General features: G+C 72.4%; 23 protein-coding genes. 9 read left to right on the plus strand and 14 right to left on the minus strand.

The window, feature by feature from the left end:
- Positions 1 to 2 precede the first annotated feature (2 nt).
- The 6 genes from ABTW64_RS06340 to ABTW64_RS06365 form a co-directional block, all read right to left on the minus strand.
- Complete coding sequence (locus tag ABTW64_RS06340; protein WP_350620395.1) at positions 3 to 1085, minus strand: glycosyltransferase; 1083 nt, start codon at positions 1083 to 1085, stop codon at positions 3 to 5.
- A 34-nt stretch (positions 1086 to 1119) separates the two neighbouring features.
- Positions 1120 to 2472 carry an LCP family protein gene (locus tag ABTW64_RS06345; RefSeq protein ID WP_350620528.1) on the minus strand — a complete coding sequence of 451 codons (1353 nt, stop codon included), beginning with the start codon at positions 2470 to 2472 and terminating at the stop codon, positions 1120 to 1122.
- A gap of 145 nt (positions 2473 to 2617) precedes the next feature.
- Entirely contained in the window at positions 2618 to 3085 is a 468-nt protein-coding gene (gene purE, locus ABTW64_RS06350) for a 5-(carboxyamino)imidazole ribonucleotide mutase (RefSeq protein ID WP_350620530.1), read from the minus strand.
- A gap of 146 nt (positions 3086 to 3231) precedes the next feature.
- Positions 3232 to 4350 (minus strand): 5-(carboxyamino)imidazole ribonucleotide synthase, encoded by a 1119-nt coding sequence (locus ABTW64_RS06355; RefSeq protein ID WP_350620397.1) that lies wholly within the window; start codon positions 4348 to 4350, stop codon positions 3232 to 3234.
- Between the two features lie 90 nt (positions 4351 to 4440).
- Positions 4441 to 4983, minus strand: coding sequence for a PH domain-containing protein (locus ABTW64_RS06360; protein ID WP_350620400.1), 543 nt, complete (start codon positions 4981 to 4983; stop codon positions 4441 to 4443).
- Between the two features lie 93 nt (positions 4984 to 5076).
- On the minus strand, positions 5077 to 5820 hold the full coding sequence (locus ABTW64_RS06365) for a biotin--[acetyl-CoA-carboxylase] ligase (protein WP_350620402.1): 744 nt from the start codon (positions 5818 to 5820) through the stop codon (positions 5077 to 5079).
- A 170-nt stretch (positions 5821 to 5990) separates the two neighbouring features.
- Here ABTW64_RS06365 and ABTW64_RS06370 point away from each other — a divergent pair, with 170 nt between their 5' ends.
- A complete protein-coding gene (locus ABTW64_RS06370) occupies positions 5991 to 7604 on the plus strand; it encodes an acyl-CoA carboxylase subunit beta (protein WP_350620404.1) in 1614 nt (537 codons plus the stop codon).
- Entirely contained in the window at positions 7601 to 7843 is a 243-nt protein-coding gene (locus tag ABTW64_RS06375; protein WP_350620406.1) for an acyl-CoA carboxylase subunit epsilon, read from the plus strand. Before ABTW64_RS06370 ends, ABTW64_RS06375 begins: the two co-directional genes overlap by 4 nt.
- A gap of 276 nt (positions 7844 to 8119) precedes the next feature.
- On the opposite strand, the gene ABTW64_RS06380 is transcribed toward ABTW64_RS06375, so the two are convergent.
- From ABTW64_RS06380 to ABTW64_RS06400, 5 genes are read right to left on the minus strand one after another with little or no spacing between them, the layout of a single operon-like run.
- Entirely contained in the window at positions 8120 to 9175 is a 1056-nt protein-coding gene (locus ABTW64_RS06380; RefSeq protein WP_350620408.1) for a DUF8320 family protein, read from the minus strand.
- A complete protein-coding gene (locus tag ABTW64_RS06385) occupies positions 9172 to 10422 on the minus strand; it encodes an ATP-binding protein (RefSeq protein WP_350620410.1) in 1251 nt (416 codons plus the stop codon). The genes ABTW64_RS06380 and ABTW64_RS06385 overlap by 4 nt, the downstream gene beginning before the upstream one ends.
- 4 nt (positions 10423 to 10426) lie before the next feature.
- Complete coding sequence (locus tag ABTW64_RS06390; protein ID WP_350620412.1) at positions 10427 to 11074, minus strand: response regulator transcription factor; 648 nt, start codon at positions 11072 to 11074, stop codon at positions 10427 to 10429.
- Complete coding sequence (locus ABTW64_RS06395; RefSeq protein ID WP_350620414.1) at positions 11071 to 11760, minus strand: Pr6Pr family membrane protein; 690 nt, start codon at positions 11758 to 11760, stop codon at positions 11071 to 11073. The genes ABTW64_RS06390 and ABTW64_RS06395 overlap by 4 nt, the downstream gene beginning before the upstream one ends.
- A 29-nt stretch (positions 11761 to 11789) precedes the next feature.
- Entirely contained in the window at positions 11790 to 13073 is a 1284-nt protein-coding gene (locus tag ABTW64_RS06400) for a class I SAM-dependent RNA methyltransferase (protein ID WP_350620416.1), read from the minus strand.
- A 155-nt stretch (positions 13074 to 13228) separates the two neighbouring features.
- On the opposite strand from ABTW64_RS06400, the gene ABTW64_RS06405 reads away from it, so the two are divergent.
- Together ABTW64_RS06405 and ABTW64_RS06410 are read left to right on the plus strand one after the other, a co-directional pair.
- Complete coding sequence (locus tag ABTW64_RS06405; RefSeq protein WP_350620418.1) at positions 13229 to 13888, plus strand: Maf family protein; 660 nt, start codon at positions 13229 to 13231, stop codon at positions 13886 to 13888.
- Positions 13889 to 13966: 78 nt separating this feature from the next.
- Positions 13967 to 15736, plus strand: coding sequence for an acetyl/propionyl/methylcrotonyl-CoA carboxylase subunit alpha (locus tag ABTW64_RS06410; protein WP_350620420.1), 1770 nt, complete (start codon positions 13967 to 13969; stop codon positions 15734 to 15736).
- A gap of 63 nt (positions 15737 to 15799) precedes the next feature.
- Here ABTW64_RS06410 and ABTW64_RS06415 read toward each other — a convergent pair whose 3' ends face one another.
- Positions 15800 to 17233, minus strand: a complete 1434-nt coding sequence (locus tag ABTW64_RS06415) for an NAD(P)H-quinone dehydrogenase (RefSeq protein WP_350620422.1) — start codon at positions 17231 to 17233, stop codon at positions 15800 to 15802.
- Between the two features lie 96 nt (positions 17234 to 17329).
- Here ABTW64_RS06415 and ABTW64_RS06420 point away from each other — a divergent pair, with 96 nt between their 5' ends.
- The 3 genes from ABTW64_RS06420 (at position 17330) to ABTW64_RS06430 (ending at position 20379) form a co-directional block, all read left to right on the plus strand.
- Positions 17330 to 18154 (plus strand): purine-nucleoside phosphorylase, encoded by an 825-nt coding sequence (locus ABTW64_RS06420; RefSeq protein WP_350620424.1) that lies wholly within the window; start codon positions 17330 to 17332, stop codon positions 18152 to 18154.
- Entirely contained in the window at positions 18151 to 19833 is a 1683-nt protein-coding gene (locus ABTW64_RS06425) for a phospho-sugar mutase (RefSeq protein WP_502892305.1), read from the plus strand. Before ABTW64_RS06420 ends, ABTW64_RS06425 begins: the two co-directional genes overlap by 4 nt.
- A 132-nt stretch (positions 19834 to 19965) precedes the next feature.
- Positions 19966 to 20379 carry a four-helix bundle copper-binding protein gene (locus tag ABTW64_RS06430; RefSeq protein ID WP_350620426.1) on the plus strand — a complete coding sequence of 138 codons (414 nt, stop codon included), beginning with the start codon at positions 19966 to 19968 and terminating at the stop codon, positions 20377 to 20379.
- A 26-nt stretch (positions 20380 to 20405) separates the two neighbouring features.
- On the opposite strand, the gene ABTW64_RS06435 is transcribed toward ABTW64_RS06430, so the two are convergent.
- Positions 20406 to 20654 carry a nuclease gene (locus ABTW64_RS06435; RefSeq protein WP_350620428.1) on the minus strand — a complete coding sequence of 83 codons (249 nt, stop codon included), beginning with the start codon at positions 20652 to 20654 and terminating at the stop codon, positions 20406 to 20408.
- 116 nt (positions 20655 to 20770) lie between these two features.
- On the opposite strand from ABTW64_RS06435, the gene ABTW64_RS06440 reads away from it, so the two are divergent.
- Together ABTW64_RS06440 and ABTW64_RS06445 are read left to right on the plus strand one after the other, a co-directional pair.
- Complete coding sequence (locus ABTW64_RS06440; RefSeq protein WP_350620430.1) at positions 20771 to 21058, plus strand: HPr family phosphocarrier protein; 288 nt, start codon at positions 20771 to 20773, stop codon at positions 21056 to 21058.
- A 40-nt stretch (positions 21059 to 21098) separates the two neighbouring features.
- Entirely contained in the window at positions 21099 to 21263 is a 165-nt protein-coding gene (locus tag ABTW64_RS06445; RefSeq protein ID WP_350620432.1) for a hypothetical protein, read from the plus strand.
- A gap of 19 nt (positions 21264 to 21282) precedes the next feature.
- Here the strand turns inward: ABTW64_RS06445 and ABTW64_RS06450 are convergent, their stop codons facing one another.
- A complete protein-coding gene (locus ABTW64_RS06450; protein ID WP_350620434.1) occupies positions 21283 to 23220 on the minus strand; it encodes a BglG family transcription antiterminator in 1938 nt (645 codons plus the stop codon).
- Positions 23221 to 23357: the final 137 nt, after the last annotated feature.

The following is a 23357-nucleotide window of genomic DNA, read 5'->3' on the forward strand; positions in this document are numbered from 1 at the left end:
CGTCACAGGTCGGCGTGCACCTGCCACACGCGTTCGGCGGCGCCCGCCCACGAGAACGCGCGCGAGCGGTCGCGCCCGAGCACACGCAGCCTGCCGGCTCCGTCTCCCACGGCCTCCACGGTGGCGTCCTCGAGGTCCGCCTCCGCGACGACCAGGCCGCCGTCGAGCACCACCTCGCGGTGCACGTCGCTGTCGATCGCGACCACCGGGGTCCCCAGAGCCATGGCCTCCACGACGCGCCACGGCCAGGCGCCGCGCGTCGACGACGCGACGAACACCGCCGCCGCCGACAGAATCGCGGCGCGATCGCCGCGATCCAGCCCCGAACGCGCGTGCACGCGCTGCTCGCTCACGCCCGACGCCGCCGCGAGCTCCGCGACCGCGGGCTTCTGCCCCTCCGGCACGTCCACGACCACCACGTCGAGTCCCGTGGGCGCGGCGGCGCGCAGCCCTGCGGCGAGCCCGTCCGACGCCCCGACACCGCCCGCGAGAGCCACGAAGCTCGCCGGGAGCCCCAGATCGCGGCGACGAGCGTCGGCATCGCTCGGCACGGCGAACCCGTCCGGATGCGCGCCCGCGATCACACGTACCCGCTCGCCGAGCCTCGCGTGCGCCTCCAGCCGCTGCGCCATGGCGTGGGTGGGCACGATGAGCGCGTCGGCGTGCCGCACGGCGCGTCGCAGCATCGCACGCTCCCACATCGCGGCCGGACGCGGCAGCTCGTCCGGCGCCTCCCAGGCGCGCAGATCCCACAGGGTCACGACCGTCTGGTCGTGATCGTTGACGCGATCGTGCCGCACGAGCGGCGCCATCAGCGTCGGCGAGTGGATCATCCCGCCGCCCACGCCCGCGACCACGCCCAGCTGCCAGGCGGCCGCCGTCTCGCGCCGGCCGAGGGGCAGCCGCCGCACCTGGCGCACCCCATCGAGCGGAGGCAGTTCGCCCGCCGGCGCCAACGCCTCCACCTCGCACCCGTTCGGGGCGGTCTCCACGAGTGCGTCGGCGAGGCAGCGCGATGCCTGCGCGAGATCGGGATGCGTGGCGGACACCAGCTGATCGAGCACGACGCGGAGTCTGACCGTCATGTGCCGAGCGTATCCAGCCAGGCTCCGAGGACGCCTACTGCGTCGGCTCCGCAGACGGCGTGGCGGGATGCAGCGTCTCGGCGATCATCTCGCGGATCGCCGAGTAGTCCGGCTGCTCGGGATCCACGAGCGGCGGCACGAGCTCGACGGGCGTCACCGGCTGCTCCTTCGCCTTGAGGCCCAGCTCCACGAAGTACGACAGCATCGACTGCGGCACATCCGTCTCGACCAGGTCCGTACCGGCGCGGGCGACATCCTGGAACCGCGTCAGCACGGTCGCCGGCGTGAACTGCGCGAGAATCGCCTGCTGCAGCTGGCGCTGGCGCTGCATGCGGTCCCAGTCGCTCGTCGTGTAGCGCGAGCGGGCGTACCACTGGGCGGTGTCGCCGTCCATGCGCTGCACGCCGGGCTCGATCCATCCGATCGCCCACTCCTCGGCGGGCTGACCCTCCCAGGCCGGGCCCCCACCCTTGGGCAGGCGCTCGGTGACCTCGATCTCGACCCCGCCCAGCGCGTCGATCAGAGCGGCGAAGCCGTGCATGTCGACGAAGACGTAATACGGGATCTCGATCCCCAGGATGCCCTCGGCCGCGTCCTTGGTCGCCTCGACGCCGGGCGACGAGCCGCGTGCCTCCGCGTCGGGATACAGGGCGGCTCCGTCGCGGCACAGCTCGACCTCGGTGCGCAGCTGGTTGATGCCCGAGCCCCAGCCGCACGTCGGGTCGGCGTGACCCTCGTGGCCGTCGGGGTACAGGTCCTGCATCGGACCGGGGCTGAAGGGGAAGTGCGGCATGTCGCGCGGGATGCCCGTGATCGTCGTCGCCCCTGTGGAGGCGTTGATCGAGACCACCGAGATGCTGTCGAAGCGCATGGAGTCCCGGCCCTCGCCGCTGTCGGCCCCGAGCAGCAGGATGTTGTAGTAGCCGTCGCTGGGCGGCATGCTCGGTCCGCTCTGGCCGAAGATCGACCCCAGCGTGTCGCGCGCCGTGCCGATCGAGCCCGCCGCGTACGCCGCGGATCCCCCGGAGACCACGAGCAGCAGCACGGAGAGCACCGCGATCCCGTAACGCGCAGGGGTGCGGGTCTTCACCAGCCGCGTGAGCCGCAGCGTGTCGATACCGAGCACGATCCACAGCAGGCCGTACGCCGCGGCGAGCACCTGCGCGATCGTGAGCAGGATGGGCCCGATCACCGGCGCGAACATCGCCGATGTGACGCCCTGCCGCCACAGCACGAGCCCGAGGCCGAGCAGGATGGCGATGATCCAGGCGGCGAGCGTCGCGCGCAGGCCGAAGCGTCCGAGACGTCGGTCGCCGGCGAGCACCTGGGCCGATCCCGGGATGAGCCATCCGATGATCACGAGCCACCACGCCCGACGCGTCATCATGGCGGGCGAGCCGTCGGGATGACGCAGCGGCCGCTGCTCGATCAGCGCGCGCCGCGGCTGCGGGTCGCGGGCACTCCGAGCCGCCCGCACATCGGCTGCCGTCACGCCACCGGTCCCCTCGCGGGGCTCACGGTCGCGCGGCGGTTCACAGCGAGTCCTTGAGCCGGCGGTTCTTCTCCTCGACCTGGCGCTCGAGGTCGCGCGCGTACTCCTCGATCCGGTCGGCGACGCCCGGGTCGGCGGCGCCCAGGATGCGGGCCGCGAGCAGCCCGGCGTTGCGCGCGCCGTTGATCGACACGGTCGCCACGGGGATGCCGGCGGGCATCTGCACGATCGAGAGCAGCGAGTCGAGACCGTCGAGGGTCTTCAGCTGCACCGGCACGCCGATCACCGGCAGCGGCGTCATGGAGGCGAGCATGCCGGGCAGGTGCGCGGCCCCGCCGGCGCCCGCGATGATCGCGCGCAGCCCGCGACCCCGCGCCTCCCGCGCATAGCGCATGAGCTTGTCGGGCGTGCGGTGCGCCGAGACGACCTCGACCTCGTGGGCGATCCCGAACTCGGTCAGGGCGGCCGAGGCGTCGACCATCACCCGCCAGTCGGAGTCGGAACCCATCACGACGCCGATCAGCGGCGCGGCGGAATCGAGGGCATCGGTCGAGTGCAGCACGCCCACCAGGCTAGGCCGCCAGCCTGAGGTTTCCCGGATGCGACCCGGGAACCCGCGCAGATCCGCCCCCTCCCCGCGCGGGCAGAACGCCCCTACGCGAAGAAACCGGCCGCGGCACGAGCCTCGTACACCGCGTCCTCGAGGTCGTCGCCCACGGTGTTGACGTGGCCGACCTTGCGGCCGGGCCGCGGCTCCTTGCCGTACGTGTGGATCTTCGCAGTGGGGTGCTCGGACATGGCCGCGGCGAACCGGTCCGTGAGGCCCGCGTCGACGGGTCCGCCGAGGATGTTCACCATGACGGCCCAGTCGCACAGCGGGTCGGTGGCGCCCAGCGGCAGGTCGAGCACCGCACGCAGGTGCTGCTCGAACTGGCTCGTGACGGCGCCGTCCTGGGTCCAATGGCCGCTGTTGTGCGGACGCATCGCCAGCTCGTTGACCAGGATGCGCTCATCCGCCGTCTCGAACAGCTCCACCGCCAGCATGCCGGTGACGCCCAGCCCTTCGGCGATCGTCACACCCAGCTGCGCCGCGACCTCCATGAGCCTCTCGCTCGCCCGGGGTGCGGGCGCGATGACCTCGGCGCAGACGCCGTCGCGCTGCACGGTCTCGGCCACGGGATAGGCGACGACCTCGCCGCTCGCGCGACGCGCGACCTGCTGGGCGAGCTCGCGCGTGAACGGCACGAGCTCCTCGACCAGCAGCGGGCCGTCCCAGCTCTCGAACCAGTCGGCGGCCTCCGCCGCATCGGACACGACGCGCACGCCCTTGCCGTCGTAGCCGCCACGCGGCGTCTTCACCACGGCGCGGCCGCCGTGATCGTCCAGGAACGCCCGAAGCTCGTCCTCGCCCTCGACGGCGGCCCAGTCGGGCTGCGGCGCTCCGAGCTCGGCGAGACGGCGGCGCATGACGAGCTTGTCCTGGGCGTACTGCAGCGCGTCCGGGCCCGGATGCACCGCGACGCCCGCCTCGACGAGCGCTCGCAGCACGGGCTGCGGCACGTGCTCATGGTCGAACGTGATCACGTCGACCTCGCGGGCGAACGCCCGTACCGTGTCGACGTCCCGATAGTCGCCGACCGCGGTGGCCGCGAGCGACGCGGCCATGCCCTCGCTCTCCGCGAGGACGCGCACCTCGACGCCCAGCTCGACCGCCGGGGCGATCATCATCCGCGCGAGCTGTCCCCCGCCGATCACGCCGACCCGCATTCCCATGGCACCTCCGCTTCGCCGTGCCGCGCATGTGCGGCCCGATCCATCTTCGCTCATCCCGAGGTGCGCGACGAAGCCGCGGTCGCCGGAGGATCAGCTCCCGAAGGCGAGCCCCTGCGAATCGCGGTGCGCGAGGATCTGGTTGACCTCGACCTGGTCGGCGAGCACCTCGCCCACGAGCGCGGCGCCCGGCACGTCCCTGAGCTCGATGTGCCCGTCCACCCCGTCCGACAGCGTGAGCGTGCCGGTGCCCCGCATGCGCTGCAGCACGCTGCGACGCGTGGCCACCGTGTAGCCGCGCGCGTGTGACAGCTCGGTGCGCGATCGCGAGAGCAGGCCGCGGCGCGCGATCACGCGACGTGTCGTGATGGTGTACGTGCGCGACAGCCACGTGAGGAACGGCAGCACCGCCCCGAGCAGCACGAGCAGCGCCGCGCCCACCAGCAGCATCCAGTCCTCGAACGGCGGCGTGAGGTTGCCGAAGAGGAAGCCGACCGCGCCCGCGACCCCGATCAGCAGCAGCGCCGACCAGAACAGGTGCCCCGCGTGCCCGCGCAGCGACGCGATCAGCAGCTCGGGCGGCTTGGTGCCCGGGGGCGGCGTCGCCGGTCGCGCAGCGGGGGTCGGAAGGCTCACGCCTCCATTGTGCCCGTGGCCGCCGACACGTCCCCTGCGACACACGCGCCGCCGGCCATGGGCTCGAGCACGGCCTCCGGCGGAGTCCCGTGCTCAGCGCACGTGCACGACGTCGCCCGCCGACACCCCGCGTCCGGCCACCATCAGCCGCCCCTCCGCGTCGAGGTCGCTCGCGAGGCCGCGCAGCGACGAGCCATCCGGCAAGGACACGGTCACCTCCCGCCCGAGCGTCAGGCACCGCCGTCGCACCGCGTCGCGCACCTGCGCCGTTCGCCCCGCGCCGAGCGCGGCGAGCAGCCGGTCGAGCTCGCCGAGATAGTCCGCGAGCAGCGCATCCTCGTCGCACGCGGCGCCGAGCGCCGCGAACGACGTCGCGGTCGGCACGGGCAGATCCTCCGTGCGCATGGACGTGTTCACTCCCGAACCGATCACCACGGCTCCCGGGTCGAGGGTGCCCTCCGCGAGGATGCCGCAGATCTTGCGTCCGTCGACGAGCACGTCGTTCGGCCATTTCACCCCGACCTCGTGCGCGTCCAGCTGCGCCGACACGGCCCGCGCCATGGCCGCTCCCGCGACCAGCGGGATCCAGCCCCGCGCGGCGAGCGGCACCTCCGGCACGCGCACCAGCACCGACACCGCGAGCGCCGCCCCCGCGGGCGCCCGCCACACGCGATCAAGCCGCCCGCGCCCCGCGCGCTGATCGCGCGTCAGCAGCACGGTGAGGTGCGGCAGGCCCGGGTCGGTCCGGGCGGCCGCGACCAGATCCGCGTTCGTCGAGCCGGTCGCCTCGACCTGCGTCCATCCCCCGGCCGCGCGACGCGCTCGCTCGAACTCCACCTCGCCACCCTATGCCGCCACCCGCCGCCGCCACCCGACAGTGGACCCCATCGACGGTGCGCAGGACGAGGACGCCGTCGTGCCCACTGGCGACACACGACACAGCTTTCGCCCGGTGATTGTGCCTGCCCGCCAAGGCCGCGACGGATGCCGTCAGTAGGGTGGAACGCGTGACCGAACCCGCAGAGTCCTCGACCGACGCGCCCATCGACGTCTCGACCACGGCCGGCAAGATCGCCGACCTGCGCGCCCGCTACGCCGAGGCCGTCGTCGAGTCGGAGGAGAGGGCGCGCGAGAAGCAGCACGCCAAGGGCAAGCTGACCGCACGCGAGCGCATCGAGCTGCTCGTCGACCCGGGCAGCTTCGTCGAGCTCGACGAGTACGCGCGCCACCGCACCACGGCGTTCGGCATGGACAAGTCGCGCCCGTACGGCGACTCGGTCATCACGGGCGTCGGCACGATCCACGGCCGCACCGTCGCCGTCTACGCGCAGGACTTCACGACGTTCGGCGGCTCGCTGGGCGAGGTGGCGGGCGACAAGATCGTCAAGGTCATGGAGTTCGCGCTGCGCGGCGGCATGCCCATCATCGGCATCCTCGACTCGGGCGGCGCCCGCATCCAGGAGGGCGTGGTCGCGCTCGGCAAGTACGGCGAGATCTTCCGCCTGAACACCGCCGCATCCGGTGTCATCCCGCAGATCTCGATCATCATGGGCCCCGCCGCCGGTGGCGCGGTGTACTCCCCCGCCCTCACGGACTTCGTGATCATGGTCGACAAGACGAGCCAGATGTTCGTCACCGGCCCCGACGTCATCAAGACCGTCACGGGCGAGGACGTCGGCATGGAGGAGCTCGGCGGCGCATACACGCACAACACCCGCTCGGGCGTCGCGCACTACCTCGCCGAGGACGAGGACGACGCGATCGACTACGCGCGCACGATGCTCGGCTTCCTGCCCGACAACAACATGGCCGAGCTGCCGGTCTACGAGACCGACTTCGAGTTCGAGACGACCGATCCCGATCGCGCGCTCGACGCCATCATCCCCGACTCCCCGAACCAGCCCTATGACATCCACGAGGTCATCGCGCACCTGGTCGACCGCGGCGACTTCCTCGAGGTGCAGCCGCTGTTCGCCCCCAACATCGTGATCGGCTTCGGTCGCATCGAGGGCCGCACGGTCGGCATCATCGCGAACCAGCCGTCGCAGATGGCCGGCACGCTCAACATCGAGGCCGGCGAGAAGGCGGCGCGCTTCGTGCGGTTCTGCGACGCCTTCTCGGTGCCGATCGTCACGCTCGTGGACGTTCCCGGGTACCTGCCCGGCACCGATCAGGAGTGGACGGGCGTCATCCGCCGCGGCGCGAAGCTGCTCTACGCGTACGCCGAGGCGACCGTGCCGCTTGTCACCGTCATCCTGCGCAAGGCATACGGCGGCGCCTACATCGTGATGGGCTCCAAGCAGCTGGGCGCCGACGTCAACCTGGCCTGGCCGACCGCCGAGATCGCGGTGATGGGCGGCCAGGGCGCCGTCAACATCCTGTACCGGGGCGAGCTCAAGCGGGCCGAAGAGGCGGGCGAGGACGTCGCCGCCGTGCGCACGCGGCTCGCCAACGAGTACACGTACAACGTGGCGTCCCCCTTCCTGGCGGCTGAGCGCGGCGAGCTCGACGGCATCATCGAGCCGTCCGCGACGCGCGTGGCGCTCGCCAAGGCGCTGCGCGCCCTGCGTGGCAAGCGTGCCGAGCTGCCGCCCAAGAAGCACGGGAACATCCCCCTGTGACGCCGGACGGGATGGCGGCCGCCGACGGCGCCCGCCCCGCGCCCCGCGTGGAGGTCGTGCGCGGCGCGCCGACCGAGGAGGAGCTCGCCGCGCTGCTGGCCGTGGTGGGCGAGGAGTACACGCGCGAGAGCGAGGAGGCCGTCGCCGAGGAGCCGCGACCCTCGGCGTGGCAGCAGACGCAGCGACGACTGCGCAAGCCGCTGCGACGGGACGTTCCCTGGGGCCGGTTCACGGGCTGAACCGCGGGGCGACGCGTGCGCTCCGACGCCGCATAAATGTCCCCCAAAGTACCTACAGACGGCCGAGTTGTCCAGACCGGATACTTGAGACGGAAACGCTTAGCGTTGGCCGACCATCCGCTCCAGGGTAGGTGGATGAGTTCTCGGCCCTTCGCGGACGGTTTTCGGGTAACCGTTCCGCACCCGGTGGGGGTGGCATCGCCACCCCCACCCTTCTTTGTGCCGCGTGGCCCCGGCCGAGGCACGGTCGCCGGCGAATCACCCGCCGAGGTCCGCTCACTCCGAGGCGCGGGGGCGCGGGATCTCGCGCCACAGCTGCAGGTCGTCCTCGTCCGTGAGGCCCTCGCCGCCGGCTGAGCGCCCCACGATCGTGATCGCGACATCCGGGTCCGGGGCCGAGCGGATGATGATGCGCGGCGCGTCGGTGTGCCACAGCGTCTGGGCGAGCTCTCGCCGCACCTCGTCGAGCCCCTCGGGCGAGACGTCGTCGAGGCCTCCCTCGTCGAACACCGTGACCGTCGCCCCGCGCAGTCGTGCGGCGGCGATGGCGTCTCGCACGTCGTCGTCGAGCAGGCGCGCTCCGCGCAGCTCGTCACGCAGCCGGCCTTCGGCCAGCCGAGCGGTCGTGCGCTCCTCATCCGTGAGCACGCCGCCCGATGCGATCACCCGTGAGAGCGTCGGACCGGCCACGGCCAGGGCGTACTGCACGCGTCGGCGCCTCTCGAGGCGCCGCACGGCCTGGCTGGCCTGCCATGCCGACGTGGCCTGCTGCAGCGCCGCCAGACGAGCCGTGTCGCGATAGGCACGATCCGTGAACACCATGAGCAGCTGCGCGATCGCGACCCACAGAGCCGAGCCGACGAAGCCGAGCGACATCGTCGGCAGCACGCCGATGGCCCAGGATGACTCGATGCCCAGGATCGCGATGCCGATCCACGCCGAGATCGGACGGTGCCGCACGCACATGATGGTGAGCACGGCGCCGACCGCGCCCAGATACCACGTCGCGTGCGAAGCGGTGCGCTCGGCCGGCGGCGTGTACGCCGCGACGAACACGGGGATCACCGCGACGCCCACGAGCACCACGAGTGCGGCCCAGCGCGGCAGAACCGTGCCGGCGCGATCGCGCGGCGGCCCGGAGCCGGCCGCGGCGGAGTCGGAACCCGGCTTCTCGATGTACAGGGCCAGCAGCGTCAGCACGAGATAGAGCCCGACCGCGATGGCCGGGAAGAGCAGGTTCCCGGCGCCCTCGGGGCGCACGAGCCCGCGCACGGCGTAGTACGCCGTCAGTGCGAGGGCGATCGTGTCGAGAACGCCGCGGACGCTTCTCATGCCTGACCCTCCCCCGGCCACGTCAGCGCGACCGTCGTGCCGTGTCCGCCCGAGGAGATGGTCGCCTCGCCCCCGACGGCGGCGATGCGGGCGAAGATCGACGCCCGGATGCCGAGCCGATCGGAGGGAATGGCGGCGACATCCACACCGGGGCCGGTGTCGGACACCTCGACTCGGACGCCTTCGCCCTCACGCATCACCGACACCGCCAGGCCGGCACCGTCGGCGTGCTGGACCGCGTTCGCGATCGCCTGCGTCGCCGCGAGCACGAGCGCGCGCGCCACGCGTCCCGGCACCATCACGCCCTCACGGTCGTCGCCGTCGGCGTCGGCACGCGATACCGCGAGGGGCACCCCGAGCTCGTGAGCGGAGCGCTCGATGCCCTCGGCGATCCATCCGGGTGGCACCGGCTCGTCGCTGCCCTCGGGGTCGTCCGACTCGGCGTTCGCGAGGCGGGTCAGCGCCTCACGCGCCATCGAGACGGCGAGCTGGTGCTCGCGCGGCGACTGCGCCCGCTCGGCGGCGATGAGCGCGGCCAGCACGCTGTCGTGCATGAGCGCAGCGACGGCCACCCGCTCCTGCTCGCCGGCATCGGCCGACGCCGCGCGGGCGTAGGAGAGCACGGCCTGCGCACGAGCGGCATCCACTCCGCTCGCCAAACTCCGCAGCACCCATGCCACGGTGACGAACACGAGCCCCTGGATGAGCGCGACCGACACGTCGTACCCGATGCCCACCCAGAACTCCGGCTGGAACGAGCCGCGCACGAGACGCACGATCGCGTAGAGCACCGACATGCCGATGGCCCAGCCGAACTGCCACCCCAGCGGGAAGGACAGCATCGCGCCGACGGTCGCGAGATTGATCAGATAGAACATCCACGGCTGCGCCGACGGGTCGGGCGCCGTGCCCGCGGTCACGAACGGCCACACCAGCAGGGCCAGCGGGTATACGCACGCGAAGGTCGCCCCGGCGACCCGCACGCCCCAGCCCACGAGTCCCAGCACCGCCAGAACCGCGAGCGACAGGAACACCACGGCGTGGAGCGCCGCATGCGCCGCGCCCGCGTCGCGAAGGCCCCACGAGACCAGGAACGCCTGGCCGCCGATGGCGAAGCATCCGACCGCGCAGACGATCTGGATGATGCGCTCCATGCGCTTGGACGTATAGCTGCCGGCGGTCTCGACGGTGCGTCCCGCCGGCGGCAACGTCCCCCAGGCGGCGTCGATGGCGGCCTGGGCACTCATCCGGTCACTCCTCGGCGGACCCGTCGACGATGCCGTCCTCCATCGCGCGCCGCAGGAGGTCGACCTTCGTGGGCGCCGGGCGCCCCACCTCGATGTACTTCATGCGAACGCGCGTGATGTTCTCCTTGGCGGTCGAGTACGCCACGCCCAGCCGGTCGGCCACGACCTTGAGCGGCAGTCCCGCGGCGTACAGGCGCAGCACCTCCCGCTCGCGCGCCGACAGCTGCGCATCGGCGAACTCGCGGTCGCCTTCCACCGCGCTCGCCCACTCGACATTGTTGAGGGGCTCCCCGCGGGCCGCGGTGCGCACGGCCCCGAGCACGTCGTCGAGCGGCGAGGCCTTGCTCACCACGCCGATCGCGCCCGCCGCGAGCGCCTCGCGCACCGCGGCCGGACGGTCGGCCACCGAGTGGATGATCACGGCCGACTCCCCCGCGAGGCTCGTGACGTTCTCGGTGACGGTCGTGCCGTCGCCGAGCGTCAGGTCGAGCAGCACGACGTCGGCCGGTGCCGCCTGGCTCATGCGCCGCCATGCGCGGTACTCCGCCACGCTTGCGCCCGCGAAGATCACCTCCTCGCCCTCGCGATCGAGTGCGGCGACGAGCCCCAGTCGCACGGATTCGTGGTCGTCGATCAGGGCTACGCGCGTCATGAGGAGAGCCTATCGGGCACCCGCATCGCGTTCCGGGCCGAGGGCAGGCCGCTCACGGCCAGCCGCGCGAGCGCCCGGTCCCACCCGATCACGAGCGCTGCGATCCCCCCGACGAGCGCGATCATCGGCAGCAGCGACACGATGACGCCCATCCAGCCGTCGTCGCCCGGTTCCATGAACGGATACGGGATGCGATTGACCACCTCGGGGAACCAGATCGCCCGCAGGATCGTCAGCACGCCGTAGGCGAGCGGGAACAGCGGCCACCACACGACGTCGATCCAGGCCGTCCGGCCGCGCGGGCCGAACGCGATCCAGTCGAGCAGGATCGCGGCCGGGAGCACGTAGTGGGCGATCAGCAGGGCGGTCCCCGGCAGCGCGAGCGCCGGATCGGGGTCGAAGGCCGCCTCGAAGGGGTTCATGCCGTCGGTCAGCACGGTGTGCGCGATCACGGCGACGAACACCATCCAGGTCACGATCGCCCCCCGCAGCCGCGGGGCGGGCAGATCCGGCGTGCGCCGGGTCCACATCGTCCACAGACCGACCACGAGATAGCCGAGCAGGATGGCGTTGGTGACCGTCGTGAGGAACGAGACCGAATGCGATCCGACCAGGAAGCCGTAGATCGAGACGACGACCATCAGGCAGCGGTACCAGAACTGGGGTGCTGCCAGAAGTCGTCTCACGGAGCGATGATATGCGGCCCCGATGACGCTCAGCGCACGAGAACCGCGACTGCTTCCACGTGGTGGGAGTTCGGGAACAGATCGAACGCCGAGACCCCCTGCAGGTCGTATCCCACGCCGCGGAAGTAGCCCACATCGCGGGCGAGCGCGACCGGGTCGCAGGCCACGTAGACCACGCGCGACGGGCCGAGATCGCCGATGCCCTCGACCACCTCGCGACCGGCGCCCGAGCGCGGCGGGTCGAGCAGGGTGACGCCCCGGGTGAGCATCTCGCGGTCGAACAGGCTCGCCTGGTGCGACAGCCGTGAGAGGAAGCGGTCGACGCGCGCGGTGACGGCCTCGGCCCCGAACTCGGCGAGGTTGTGCTCGGCGTGCGCGGTGGCGCGCTCATCCGACTCGACGGTCGTGAGGCGCGCGTGGCCTGCCAGGTCTCCCAGCGCCGCGGCGAACAGCCCGACGCCGCCGTACAGGTCGAGGTGCCAGGCGTCGCTCGACAGCTCGCCGAGCGCGTTGCGCACCGCGCGGTCCAGCGTGGCCGCCGCGGCGCGGTGCACCTGCCAGAAGCCGCCCGCGTCGAGCTGGAACTCGCGCTCGCCCACGCGCTGCGTGACGATCTCGGGCTCGGGCTGCGGCGTGCGGGGCTGCGGCCGGCGCCCCCGGCCGCGCGGCGGCTTCGCGGGGCGGCGGATGGTGCGCATCCCGCCGTCCTCGGGCTGCACGAGGTCGACGCGCCCCTCCGGCGCGCTGCGCAGCGCGAGCGCCACGGCCTCGATCTCGGGGGTCGCCAGCGGGTGTGACGCGACCGGGATGACCGTGTGGCTGCGAGCGGCGAAGGGGCCGATGCGGCCCTCGGCATCGACGTGGAGGCTCACGCGCGTGCGGTAGCCGGTGCCCTCGACCGTGCCGCGCACGTCAGGGTGATCCGCGCCGAGGACCTCCTCCGGCCCGAGCACGTCCACATCGACCGGCCCGCCCGCGAACCGCTCGAACGCCTCGCGCAGCACCCGTGCCTTGAGCGCGCGCTGGGCGGGCAGGGCGATGTACCCGAAGTCCGCACCGCCGGGGCGCTGCTCGGGGGCCACGGAGATGTCGGCCTGCGACCAGACGTGCGCGCGGCGATCGGACGCCGCATCGAGCACCTCGAGCGCCTCGGCGCGCGCGAACGACTTCTTCACCTCGGTGACCCGGGCGCGGATGCGCTCGCCCGGCAGCGCGTCCGGCACGAAGACGACCCGCCCCTCATGGCGCGCCACGAACACTCCGCCGTGCGCGACCCCGGTCACGTCCAGATCGATGACATCCCCGCTCTGCATCCGTCCATCGTGACAGAGCGCACCTGACCGACGCCTGTTCCGTCTTCTGCTTCCTCGCTCGCGCCGCGGCCGCTCCCCTTCTCGCACGCTTCGCGGCCGCGAGGGGCATCTTGCGAGACAGACCGGCCCGGACGACACCAGGGGATACTTTCCACATGCAGGTGTGTCTCGCTTCGACGTCCCCCGCCCGTCTGATGCTGCTGCGGCAGGCCGGAATCGAGCCGCTCACCCTCGCGCCGGATGTGGACGAGGAGGCGGTGATCGCCGAGACCGAGGCGCGCGAGGATCGCATCCTGCCGCCGCACGACCACGTGCTGCTCCTCGCCCGCCGCAAGGCCGCGGATGTCGCCGCCCGCGTGCGTGCGGAGCTGCCCGGATTCGCCGGCATCGTGATCGGGGGCGACTCGATGTTCGAGCTCGACGGCACGGTGTACGGCAAGCCCTACACCCCCGAGGCGGCCACGGAGCGGTGGCGGGGCATGCGGGGGCGCACAGGCGTGCTGCACTCCGGGCACAGCGTCTTCCTGGTTCCGGCCGACGGCGAGCCGCGCGAGGCTCACGCGGTCGCCGAGGCCGCCGTGACGTTCGCCGCGGACATGGACGACGACGAGATCGCGGCATACGTCGCCACGGGCGAGCCGCTGCATGTCGCGGGCGCGTTCACCGTCGACAGCCTCGGCGGCGCGTTCATCGAGCGCGTCGACGGCGACCCCTCCACGGTGGTCGGCATGTCGCTGTCGACCGTGCGACGACTGGTGCGCGAGCTCGGCGTCGCGTGGCCCACCCTGTGGCACCGGAGCGACGAGCCGTCGTAGACCATCCGACACGTTCTCGCGGTTTTCTTGTCGAGGCTCCGCAAAGCCCGCGCGGCCCCCGTCGGTAGGCTCGAATCCATGCCTGACATCGCCAAGGTGCTCATCGCGAACCGCGGCGAGATCGCCGTACGCATCATCCGCGCGGCCCGAGACTCGGGGATCTCGTCCGTCGCCGTCTACGCCGACCCCGACCGCGACGCTCTGCACGCTCGCCTGGCGGACGAGGCCTATGCGCTCGACGGCGCCACGAGCGCCGAGAGCTACCTCGTGATCGACAAGATCCTCTCGGTCGCCCGCCGCTCGGGTGCCGACGCCGTGCACCCCGGGTACGGCTTCCTCGCCGAGAACGCCGATTTCGCGCGCGCCGTCATCGCCGCGGGCCTGACCTGGATCGGCCCGTCGCCCGAGGCGATCGAGGCGCTCGGCGACAAGGTCACCGCGCGCCACGTGGCCGAGAAGGTCGGCGCTCCCCTGGCTCCCGGGACCCCGGGCCCGGTCGACACGGCCGACGAGGTCGTCGCATTCGCCCGCGAGGTGGGACTGCCGATCGCGATCAAGGCCGCGTACGGCGGCGGCGGTCGCGGCCTCAAGGTGGCGCGCACGCTCGACGAGATCCCCGAGCTGTTCGAATCGGCCACGCGCGAGGCGATCGCGGCGTTCGGGCGCGGCGAGTGCTTCGTCGAGAAGTACCTCGACAAGCCGCGCCACGTCGAGACCCAGTGCCTCGCCGACGCCGACGGCAACGTCGTCGTCATCTCCACGCGCGACTGCTCGCTGCAGCGCCGTCACCAGAAGCTCGTCGAGGAGGCCCCCGCGCCGTTCCTGACCGACGAGCAGAACGCCACGCTGTACGCGGCCTCCAAGGCCATCCTGCGCGAGGTGGGCTATACGGGGGCCGGCACGTGCGAGTTCCTGATCGGCGCCGACGGCACGATCTCGTTCCTCGAGGTCAACACCCGGCTGCAGGTCGAGCATCCGGTCTCCGAGGAGGTCACGGGCATCGACCTGGTGCGCGAGCAGTTCCGCATCGCCGCGGGCGGCACGATCGACTACGACGACCCCGCCCCGGTGGGCCACTCGATCGAGTTCCGCATCAACGGCGAGGACCCGGGGCGCGGATTCCTGCCGCAGCCCGGCCCCATCCACGTCTTCAAGACGTTCGGGGGGCCCGGCGTGCGCCTCGACTCGGGCGTCACCGCCGGCGACGTCGTGGGCGGCGCGTTCGACTCGCTGCTGGCGAAGATCATCGTGACGGGCCGCGATCGCGCCGAGGCGCTCGAGCGCTCGCGTCGCGCGCTCGAGGAGTTCGAGGTGGCGGGTCTGCCGACCGTCCTGCCGTTCCACCGCAAGGTCGTGCGCGACCCGGCCTTCACGGCCGAGGACGGCGAGTTCGGCGTCTACACCCGCTGGATCGAGACCGAGTTCGTGAACGACATCCCCGCGTGGGACGGCGAGCTCGAGGCCCCGAAGCCCGCAGAGAGCCGCCACACGGTCGTCGTGGAGGTCGCGGGCAAGCGCCTCGAGGTGAGCCTGCCCGACCGCATCGCGCAGGCGCCGGGCACGCAGGGACGCCCCGCGATCGTGCCGCCCTCGCGCCGCAGCCACGCCGCGACGTCCGTGTCGAGCGGCGCGTCGGGCGACGCTCTGAAGTCGCCGATGCAGGCCACGGTCGTCAAGGTCGCGGTCGAGGAGGGGCAGTCGGTCGTCAAGGGCGACCTCGTCGTCGTGCTCGAGGCCATGAAGATGGAGCAGCCGCTGCAGGCGCACAAGGACGGCATCGTCCGCTCGATCGACGCGACGCCGGGCACCACGGTGCCCGCGGGTCACCAGCTGCTGCAGATCAGCTGACCCGAGCGGCGACAGCGAAGGGCCCGGATCCGATCGGATCCGGGCCCTTCGCTCGTCCTGTGGTCAGCTGGCGACGTGGTGCATCGCCCGCGCGACGTCGGTGATCGACCCGGTCAGCGACGGGTAGGCGGCGAAGGCGCGGGCGAGCTGGTCGACCGTGAGGCGGCGCTCGACCGCCAGCGAGAGCGGGAAGATCAGCTCCGACGCCTTCGGCCCGACGATCACGCCGCCGATCACGGTGCCCGACCCTGTGCGGGCGAAGAGCTTCACGAAACCGTCCTTGACGCCCATCATCTTGGCGCGCGGGTTGGCCGACAGCGGCAGCGAGTAGACCTCGCCGTCGACGACGCGCTCGTCGATCTGCTTCTCGGTCCATCCCACCGTGGCGATCTCGGGGTTGGTGAAGATGTTCGACGCGATCTTGCGCTCCTCGAGCGGGAACGCGGTGTCGCCCATGGCGTGGAACACGGCGGTGCGGCCCTGCATCGACGCCACGGACGCCAGGGGCATCAGCGTCGTGCAGTCGCCCGCCGCGTAGATGTTCGGCACGGAGGTGCGGCTGACCTTGTTGACGCGGATGTGCCCCGACTCGGTCATCTGCACGCCGGCCTCCTCCAGGCCGATGCCCTTGGTGTTCGGGATGGCGCCGACCGCCATGAGGCAGTGGGACCCCTCGACCGTGCGGCCGTCGGCGAGCGTCACCCGCACGCCGTCGCCGGTGTTCTCGACCTTGTCGGCGCGGGCCTTCGACAGCAGCGTCATGCCGCCGCGCTGGAAGACCTTCTCGAGCACCTTGGCGGCGTCGGCGTCCTCACCCGGCAGCACCTGCTCGCGGCTCGAGACGAGGGTGACCTTGGCGCCCAGGTGCATGTACGCCGACGCGAACTCCGCTCCCGTGACACCAGAGCCGACGACCACGAGATGCTCGGGCACGGCGGTGAGGTTGTAGAGCTGCTTCCAGGTCAGGATGCGGTCGCCGTCGGGACGGGCGGCCGGCAGCTCGCGCGGCGTGGCGCCGGTGGAGATCACGATCGTGTCGGCCTCGATGCGGTCGAAGTCGGTGCCGTCGGGACCGGTCGCCACGACCACCGCGTCCTCGCCCTCGAGGCGCCCGTGCCCCGCGATGATGCGCACGCCCGCCTCGAGCAGGCGGCTGCGCATGTCCTCGGACTGCTGCCCGGCCAGCGCGAGCAGGCGCTTGTTGATCGCGAGCAGATTGATCGCGATCTCGGGCTTGAGCGGCTTCCCGTTCTGACCCTTGGCGTAGAACTGCACGCCGAGATCGCCCGCCTCCGCCACCGACAGCGCCGCGTCGGCCGTGGCGATCAGCGTCTTCGACGGCACGACATCGGTGATGACCGCCGAGCCTCCGATGCCCGCCCGCTCGACGACCGTGACGTCGGCCCCCAGCTGGGCCCCGGCGAGCGCCGCCTCGTAGCCGCCCGGGCCGCCGCCCAGGATCGCGATCCGCTGCCTGCGTTCGAAGTCGAAGACCATGCCCCCATTGTTCCCCACGGGCGCCCGCCGGAGCGAACGCGCGAGAGGGGGCTTGTGCACGGCGTGCGAGGAGCATTTGAAAAGTACTCTGGTGCCATGACCGATGCTCATCCGCTGGACGCCCCCGCCGACCCGTTCGAGGTCGCCCAGACCGCCGCCGCCGACATCGCGCGCCTGTCGGGCGTCGCCCGTCACGACATCGCCGTCACGCTGGGAAGCGGATGGGGCAAGGCCGCCGAGCTCATCGGCGAGACGGTCGCCACGATCCCGGCGACCGAGATCACCGGCTTCTCGAAGCCCGCCGTCGAGGGCCACGTGGGCACCATCCGGTCGGTGCGCACGCCGGGCGGCAGGAACGTGCTCGTGATCGGCGCCCGCACCCACCTTTTCGAGGGCCACGGGGTGCGCCGCGTGGTCCACAGCGTGCGCACCGCCGCCGCGACCGGTGCGAAGATCATGGTGCTGACCAACGGCGCAGGTGGCGTGAAGCCCGGCTGGAAGCCGGGGCAGCCGGTGCTGATCAGCGACCACATCAACCTCACCGGCCGCTCGCCGCTCGAGGGCGCGACGTTCATCGACATGACCGACCTCTACGCCCAGCGGCTGCGCGACATCGCGCTCGAGGTCGACCCGTCGCTCGACAGCGGCGTGTACTGCCAGTTCCCCGGCCCCCAGTACGAGACCCCCGCCGAGGTGCGCATGGCGGGCATCCTGGGTGGCGACCTGGTCGGCATGTCGACCTCGCTGGAGGCGATCGCCGCCCGGCAGGCGGGCATGGAGCTGCTCGGGTTCTCGCTCGTGACCAACCTGGCGGCGGGCATCTCGCCCACCCCGCTCGACCACCAGGAGGTCATCGACGCGGGCCGCCAGGCCGAGGCCGTGATCTCGGGCCTGCTCGCGAAGGTGATCGAGCGCCTGTGAGCGCTGTGGACTCCGGGCTGCTCGACCAGGCGCGCGCCTGGCTCGCCCAGGACCCCGACGACGAGACGCGCGCCGAGCTGGCCGAGCTGATCCGGCGCAGCGAGGCCGGCGACGACGACGCGGCCGACGACCTGGCCGCCCGCTTCGACGGCCGCCTGCAGTTCGGCACCGCCGGCCTGCGCGGCCGGCTGGGCGCGGGCAGCAACCGGATGAACCGGGTGCTGGTGGCGCAGGCGGCCGCCGGCTTCGCGGCGTTCCTGCGCGAGCGCGATGCCGAGGGCACGCCCACGGTCGTGATCGGCTATGACGGCCGCCGCAACTCCGACGTGTTCGCGCGCGACTCTGCCGAGCTGTTCGCGGGCGCGGGGCTGCGCGCCATCCTGCTCCCCCGTCGTCTGCCGACGCCGGTGCTCGCGTTCGCGGTGCGGCATCTCGACGCTGACGCGGGCGTCATGGTCACGGCGAGCCACAACCCTCCGGACGACAACGGCTACAAGGTGTATCTCGGCGGGCGCGACGCGGGGTCGCAGATCGTGGCGCCGTCGGACGCGGCGATCGCGGCCAGCATCCGGCGCGTCGCCGACACGCTCTCCGTGCCCGACCTGCCCCGCTCGAGCGGCTACGAGATCGCCGACGAGGCGGTCGTCGAGGCGTACGTGGCGGCGACCGCCGCCGTCGGTCCCGCCCCCGAGGGCGCGGCGGGCACCCGCTGGGTTTACACCGCGATGCACGGCGTGGGCGGGGAGACCTTCGCGCGCGTGCTGGAGGCCGCCGGGTACCCCGCGCCCACCGCCGTGCCCGAGCAGATCGAGCCCGACGGCACGTTCCCCACCGTGGCGTTCCCCAACCCCGAGGAACCGGGGGCGATGGATCTCGCGTTCGCCACGGCCCGCGCGGCCGACGCCGAGTTCGTGATCGCGCACGATCCGGATGCCGATCGCCTCGCGGTCGCGATCCCGGTCGCGGAGGGCACGGGCGAGGGCGGCTGGCGGCGCCTCACCGGCAATGAGGTGGGCCTGCTGCTCGGTCGCCGCGCCGCGCGCGCCGCCGCCGGAACCCCGGGCGCCTCGCTGGCGTGCTCACTGGTGTCCTCGCCCGGGCTCGGCGCGATCGCCGAGCGACACGGGCTCGACTTCCACGAGACCCTCACGGGCTTCAAGTGGATCTCGCGCGCGCCCGGGCTGGTGTTCGGCTTCGAGGAGGCCCTCGGCTACCTCGTCAACCCCGATACCGTGCGCGACAAGGACGGCATCTCGGCCGCCATCGCCTTGCTGGAGCTGGCCGGGGAGGCGCGCGGACGGGGCGCGACGATCGCCGATCTGCTCGATGAGCTCACAGGCGAGATCGGCTTCTACGCGAGCGGCCAGGTGTCGGTGCGGGTCGACGATCTGTCGGTCATCGGCCGGATCATGGCCGCCCTGCGAGCGGATCCGCCCGCGTCCTTCGGCGAGCACGCGGTCGCGCGCGCCGACGACCTGCTGCAGGATCCCGCCCGCCTCGGTGGGGATGTGCTGCGCTACGCGCTCGACGACGGGTCGCGCATCATCTTCCGCCCCAGCGGCACCGAGCCCAAGCTCAAGGTGTACCTCGACGTGCGCGGAGACTCCCCCGAGGACTCCGCGGCACGTCTGGTGTCGCTGGAGGCGGCGGTGCGGACCCTGCTCGACGGCATGTCCTGACCCGCGTCGGAAGGGGCTGACACGGGAAGGGGGATGCGGTCATCCCCCTTCCCGCGCATCCGGCCGGCGACGTACCATGCCCGCACACCCACAGGACAGCGCCTCAGGCGCCCGCATGAGAGGACAGTGCAGATGAGCATGATGATGGACATGATGCAGGCCATGCCGAAGGCGTCGACCAGCGGGATGGACATGGCGATGATGCAGGACTGCATCGAGGCGTGCTCGGCGGTGGGCATGGCCGCGACCATGTGCGCCGACGCCGACGCGTCCGAGCAGATGGAGGGCATGGCCCGCTGCGCGGCGATGTGCGCGAACATGGCCGACGTCGCGACCGCGAACATGCGGATGATGATGCGACCGATGGGCTACGAGCCCGGCGTGATGCGCGCCATGATGACCGCGTGCCTCACGATGGCCGAGGCGTGTGCGGCCGAGTGCCGCTCGCACGCCGAGATGAGCGAGCACTGCCGGGTGTGCGCCATGGCGTGCGAGGCCATGGTCGAGACGTGCCGCAAGACCCTGGATGCGATGTCCATGGCCTGACCCGTCGCGTCAGGCGGGGGCTCGCGTCAGCGGCGGCGAGCGCGCACGAGCGTGCCGCCGACCGCGAGCACCTCGGCGACCGGGTGGAAGGCCACCGGCTCCCCCGGCGCCAGGCTCACGATCGCGTCGACCGCGAGATCGTCGCCCGCGAGGGTGGCGAGCGCGATGCCGGATGCGTCCGAGCACATGACGAGCGCGTCGATCCACGCGCTCGGCCATGCCGAGGCCACGGCGCGCTGCACCGGCAGCACTTCCTGCGTCGCCCTGTTGCTCATGCCCCCACGGTACGAAGGCGCCGCATCCCGTGTCACGCGCGCCGTCACACGCCGTCACATCGCCGTCACGCAGGTGAGGGGCCCCTCGAGGGTTCCGCGCCGGTAGGTTGGGCGGCATGAGCCAGCGGAGGGTCGTGATCGGCGTGGCGACGGGCCTGCATGCGCGCCCGGCGGCCGAGCTGGCGCGCCTGGCGCAGGGCGTGCCAGGCGGGCTGCGGATCCGCGTCGGAGCGGACGTGGTCGACGCCTCTAGTGTGCTCGCCGTGATGGACCTCGCCCTCTCGGCGGGCGATCCGGTCGTGCTCGAGGCGGATGGTCCCGGCGCGGGCGCCGCGCTCGACGCCGCGGAGGCCTTGCTCGCCCCCGCACGGACGACGAAAGACACGCACGATCTCCCCCTGTGAGGGGAGGCGACCGACGCGCTCGCGCCGTAGCTTCATATCCATGAGCACCACTGCATTCGCGCCGGGCGACGACGTCGTCACGACGCGCGCCCGCGGCACCGTCATCGATGTGCGGGCGACGCCGTCCGGCGCGTGGGTGTTCGGCGTCGAGGACGAGGTCGGCGAGGTGACCTACTTCACCGCGCGAGCGCTCCGACGCGCCTAACGCAGAGGTCGCCGACCGGTCAGCCGTCGATCACGGCGGCCAGCTCGTCGAGGAACGACGACTGGTCCACGCCGCGGCGCACGAGTCGCATGGCGCTCTCCGGCTCGCCGAACACCTCGACGAACTGCTCGAACACGGTCTGGAACGCCTCGCGGTCGCTGCCGCTGAACGCCACGAGCGCCACGGCATGCACGCGCGCGTCGCCCCAGGGCACGGGCTGGTCGCCGATGCCGATCGCGATCGCCGTTCGGGCGGCGGTCATCCTCAGCGCATGCGGCACGGCCAGCGTCTCGGTGAAGGCAGTCGACGACAGCCGCTCGCGCTCGATCGTGCTCTCGACGTAGTCGTCCCCGATGACCCCCTGATCCTGAAGCAGCGCTCCGAGGTCGCGGATCATCCCCTCCACTCCGCGCGTGGCGTCGAGCCCTCGCACGAAGGCGCCGGTCGGGAAGTAGCGCTCGAGCTCGGCGCGCAGGCGCCCGAGACGCCGGGTCCGGCGCACGCGGCTGGCTGCGGCGGCCACGCGTTCGACGTCGGCGTCGGTCAGGAACGGCTGGATGCGCACGATCCGCTCCGACGGACCCTTGGCCTCCTTCCGCACGGGCGGCTCGATCGTCGTGAGCACGAGGTCGGTGTCGATCGCGTCCCAGTCGGGGTCGACCCGCGTCTCGACCCCGGTCACCTCGATGGACCGGCCGAGCGATCGGTCGACGCTCGATCTCAGCAGCTCGTGCAGCTCGTAGTAGCCCGGGCACACGATCGTCGCCGTGAGCATCGTGTCCGACCGACGGCTGCGCTCCAGGCGCCCGCCGACATGCATCGCGATGTAGGCGATCTCGTCGTCGCGGATGGGGACCGCGAGCGTCTCGGACAGCTCGCTCGCGATCGACACCGCGACGTCGAAGATCATCGGATACGTCGACTTCAGGCTGCGCGTGAGGGGGTTGCGCGACCACGCCTGCTCACGCGCGCGGTGCACGAGGTTCTGCACATGCAGCGCCAGCCGCTCCACGAAGTCGTCGTGCGCGATGTCCACGAGGTACGCGTCCGCGGCCCGCCGCACCGCGGCGCGCACAGCCGACTCGATGGCGGGATCCGGCGTCACGGCGGGCTCATCGCGCGAGCCCGGCACGACGATGCGGGTGAGGACCAGGGCGGCCAGGTGCAGGCGGTCGCCCTCGCCGAGCTCGACTCCGAAGTGCCGACGCGTCAGCTCGCCGATCACGTGGGCGAACCGGGCGCGAGCGGGCTCGGGGTCGCCGTGCACCGCGGCGAGCGCTCTGCCCTGCGCGACGCGGTCGGCGGCGATCGCGACATGCAGCACGACGTCGGCCGCGGCGTACTCGTTGACGAAGAACCCCTCGGCTCCCAGCCGCGCGACCAGGTCGCTCTTGAACGCGCCGAGCGCGTCCGACGGGATGGCCATGGCGTCGGCCGCGCGCCGCAGGGCGCCCAGATCGAACGCTCCCTCGTCCATCTCGTCATGCGCCAGGCGGCTCACGAAGCGGCGCTGCGCGAGCTCGGAGCCGGCAAGACGCACGCGCGATCCGGACCGCTCGAGCGTCAGGTCGGAGCCGCTGAGCATCGCCCGCACGCGCCCCAGGTCTGATTCCAGCGTGGCCGAGCTGACGTGCATCCGGTCGGCCGTCTCGTGCACGTCGATGCCCTCGTCGGCGTCGAGCAGGGCGCGTACCACCGCGTGCAGCCGCTCGCGGGGGGTGCCCGGATCGGCCTCCGCCCCAGCCCGCAGCGCCGCGGCGGCGCCGGGGGCGGCCCGGTAGCCCGCGGGGCCGGACTCGACGGCATCGCCCGCGGGCACGCGTGCGTTGACGGCCGTGACATACGACCGGACGCTGCGCGGCGTCACCCCGAGCTGATCGGCGAGCGTCGAGGCCGTGACCCAGTCGCCGCGGCGCATCAGGATGCCCAGCATCCGGTCCTGCCGCCGCCTGGTCATGCCCGCCAGTCAACCACGCGCGCGCCCGTGAGCCGCCTGTTCGCGCCGGCGGAGGCGCCACGGCCTCTTCCCGCCGCGCGACACGAATTTCCGCCCGGGCGGAAAGAACCTTCGTTGCCGTGCTCGGGACGAGGAGT

This window comes from Microbacterium sp. NPDC096154 (genome assembly GCF_040302945.1).
In the GTDB taxonomy this organism is placed as follows: domain Bacteria; phylum Actinomycetota; class Actinomycetes; order Actinomycetales; family Microbacteriaceae; genus Microbacterium.

What these genes read in the sequence shown, in the direction of transcription:
- ABTW64_RS06340 (WP_350620395.1), bottom strand. Translation starts at nt 1,085, where the DNA reads ATGACGGTCAGACTCCGCGTCGTGCTCGATCAGCTGGTGTCCGCCACG.
- ABTW64_RS06380 (WP_350620408.1), bottom strand. Translation starts at nt 9,175, where the DNA reads ATGAGAAGCGTCCGCGGCGTTCTCGACACGATCGCCCTCGCACTGACG.
- ABTW64_RS06410 (WP_350620420.1), top strand. Translation starts at nt 13,967, where the DNA reads ATGCCTGACATCGCCAAGGTGCTCATCGCGAACCGCGGCGAGATCGCC.
- ABTW64_RS06385 (WP_350620410.1), bottom strand. Translation starts at nt 10,422, where the DNA reads ATGAGTGCCCAGGCCGCCATCGACGCCGCCTGGGGGACGTTGCCGCCG.
- ABTW64_RS06420 (WP_350620424.1), top strand. Translation starts at nt 17,330, where the DNA reads ATGACCGATGCTCATCCGCTGGACGCCCCCGCCGACCCGTTCGAGGTC.
- ABTW64_RS06355 (WP_350620397.1), bottom strand. Translation starts at nt 4,350, where the DNA reads ATGGGAATGCGGGTCGGCGTGATCGGCGGGGGACAGCTCGCGCGGATG.
- ABTW64_RS06390 (WP_350620412.1), bottom strand. Translation starts at nt 11,074, where the DNA reads ATGACGCGCGTAGCCCTGATCGACGACCACGAATCCGTGCGACTGGGG.
- purE (WP_350620530.1), bottom strand. Translation starts at nt 3,085, where the DNA reads ATGGGTTCCGACTCCGACTGGCGGGTGATGGTCGACGCCTCGGCCGCC.
- ABTW64_RS06445 (WP_350620432.1), top strand. Translation starts at nt 21,099, where the DNA reads ATGAGCACCACTGCATTCGCGCCGGGCGACGACGTCGTCACGACGCGC.
- ABTW64_RS06440 (WP_350620430.1), top strand. Translation starts at nt 20,771, where the DNA reads ATGAGCCAGCGGAGGGTCGTGATCGGCGTGGCGACGGGCCTGCATGCG.
- ABTW64_RS06345 (WP_350620528.1), bottom strand. Translation starts at nt 2,472, where the DNA reads ATGATGACGCGTCGGGCGTGGTGGCTCGTGATCATCGGATGGCTCATC.
- ABTW64_RS06415 (WP_350620422.1), bottom strand. Translation starts at nt 17,233, where the DNA reads ATGGTCTTCGACTTCGAACGCAGGCAGCGGATCGCGATCCTGGGCGGC.
- ABTW64_RS06430 (WP_350620426.1), top strand. Translation starts at nt 19,966, where the DNA reads ATGAGCATGATGATGGACATGATGCAGGCCATGCCGAAGGCGTCGACC.
- ABTW64_RS06400 (WP_350620416.1), bottom strand. Translation starts at nt 13,073, where the DNA reads ATGCAGAGCGGGGATGTCATCGATCTGGACGTGACCGGGGTCGCGCAC.
- ABTW64_RS06450 (WP_350620434.1), bottom strand. Translation starts at nt 23,220, where the DNA reads ATGACCAGGCGGCGGCAGGACCGGATGCTGGGCATCCTGATGCGCCGC.
- ABTW64_RS06405 (WP_350620418.1), top strand. Translation starts at nt 13,229, where the DNA reads ATGCAGGTGTGTCTCGCTTCGACGTCCCCCGCCCGTCTGATGCTGCTG.
- ABTW64_RS06435 (WP_350620428.1), bottom strand. Translation starts at nt 20,654, where the DNA reads ATGAGCAACAGGGCGACGCAGGAAGTGCTGCCGGTGCAGCGCGCCGTG.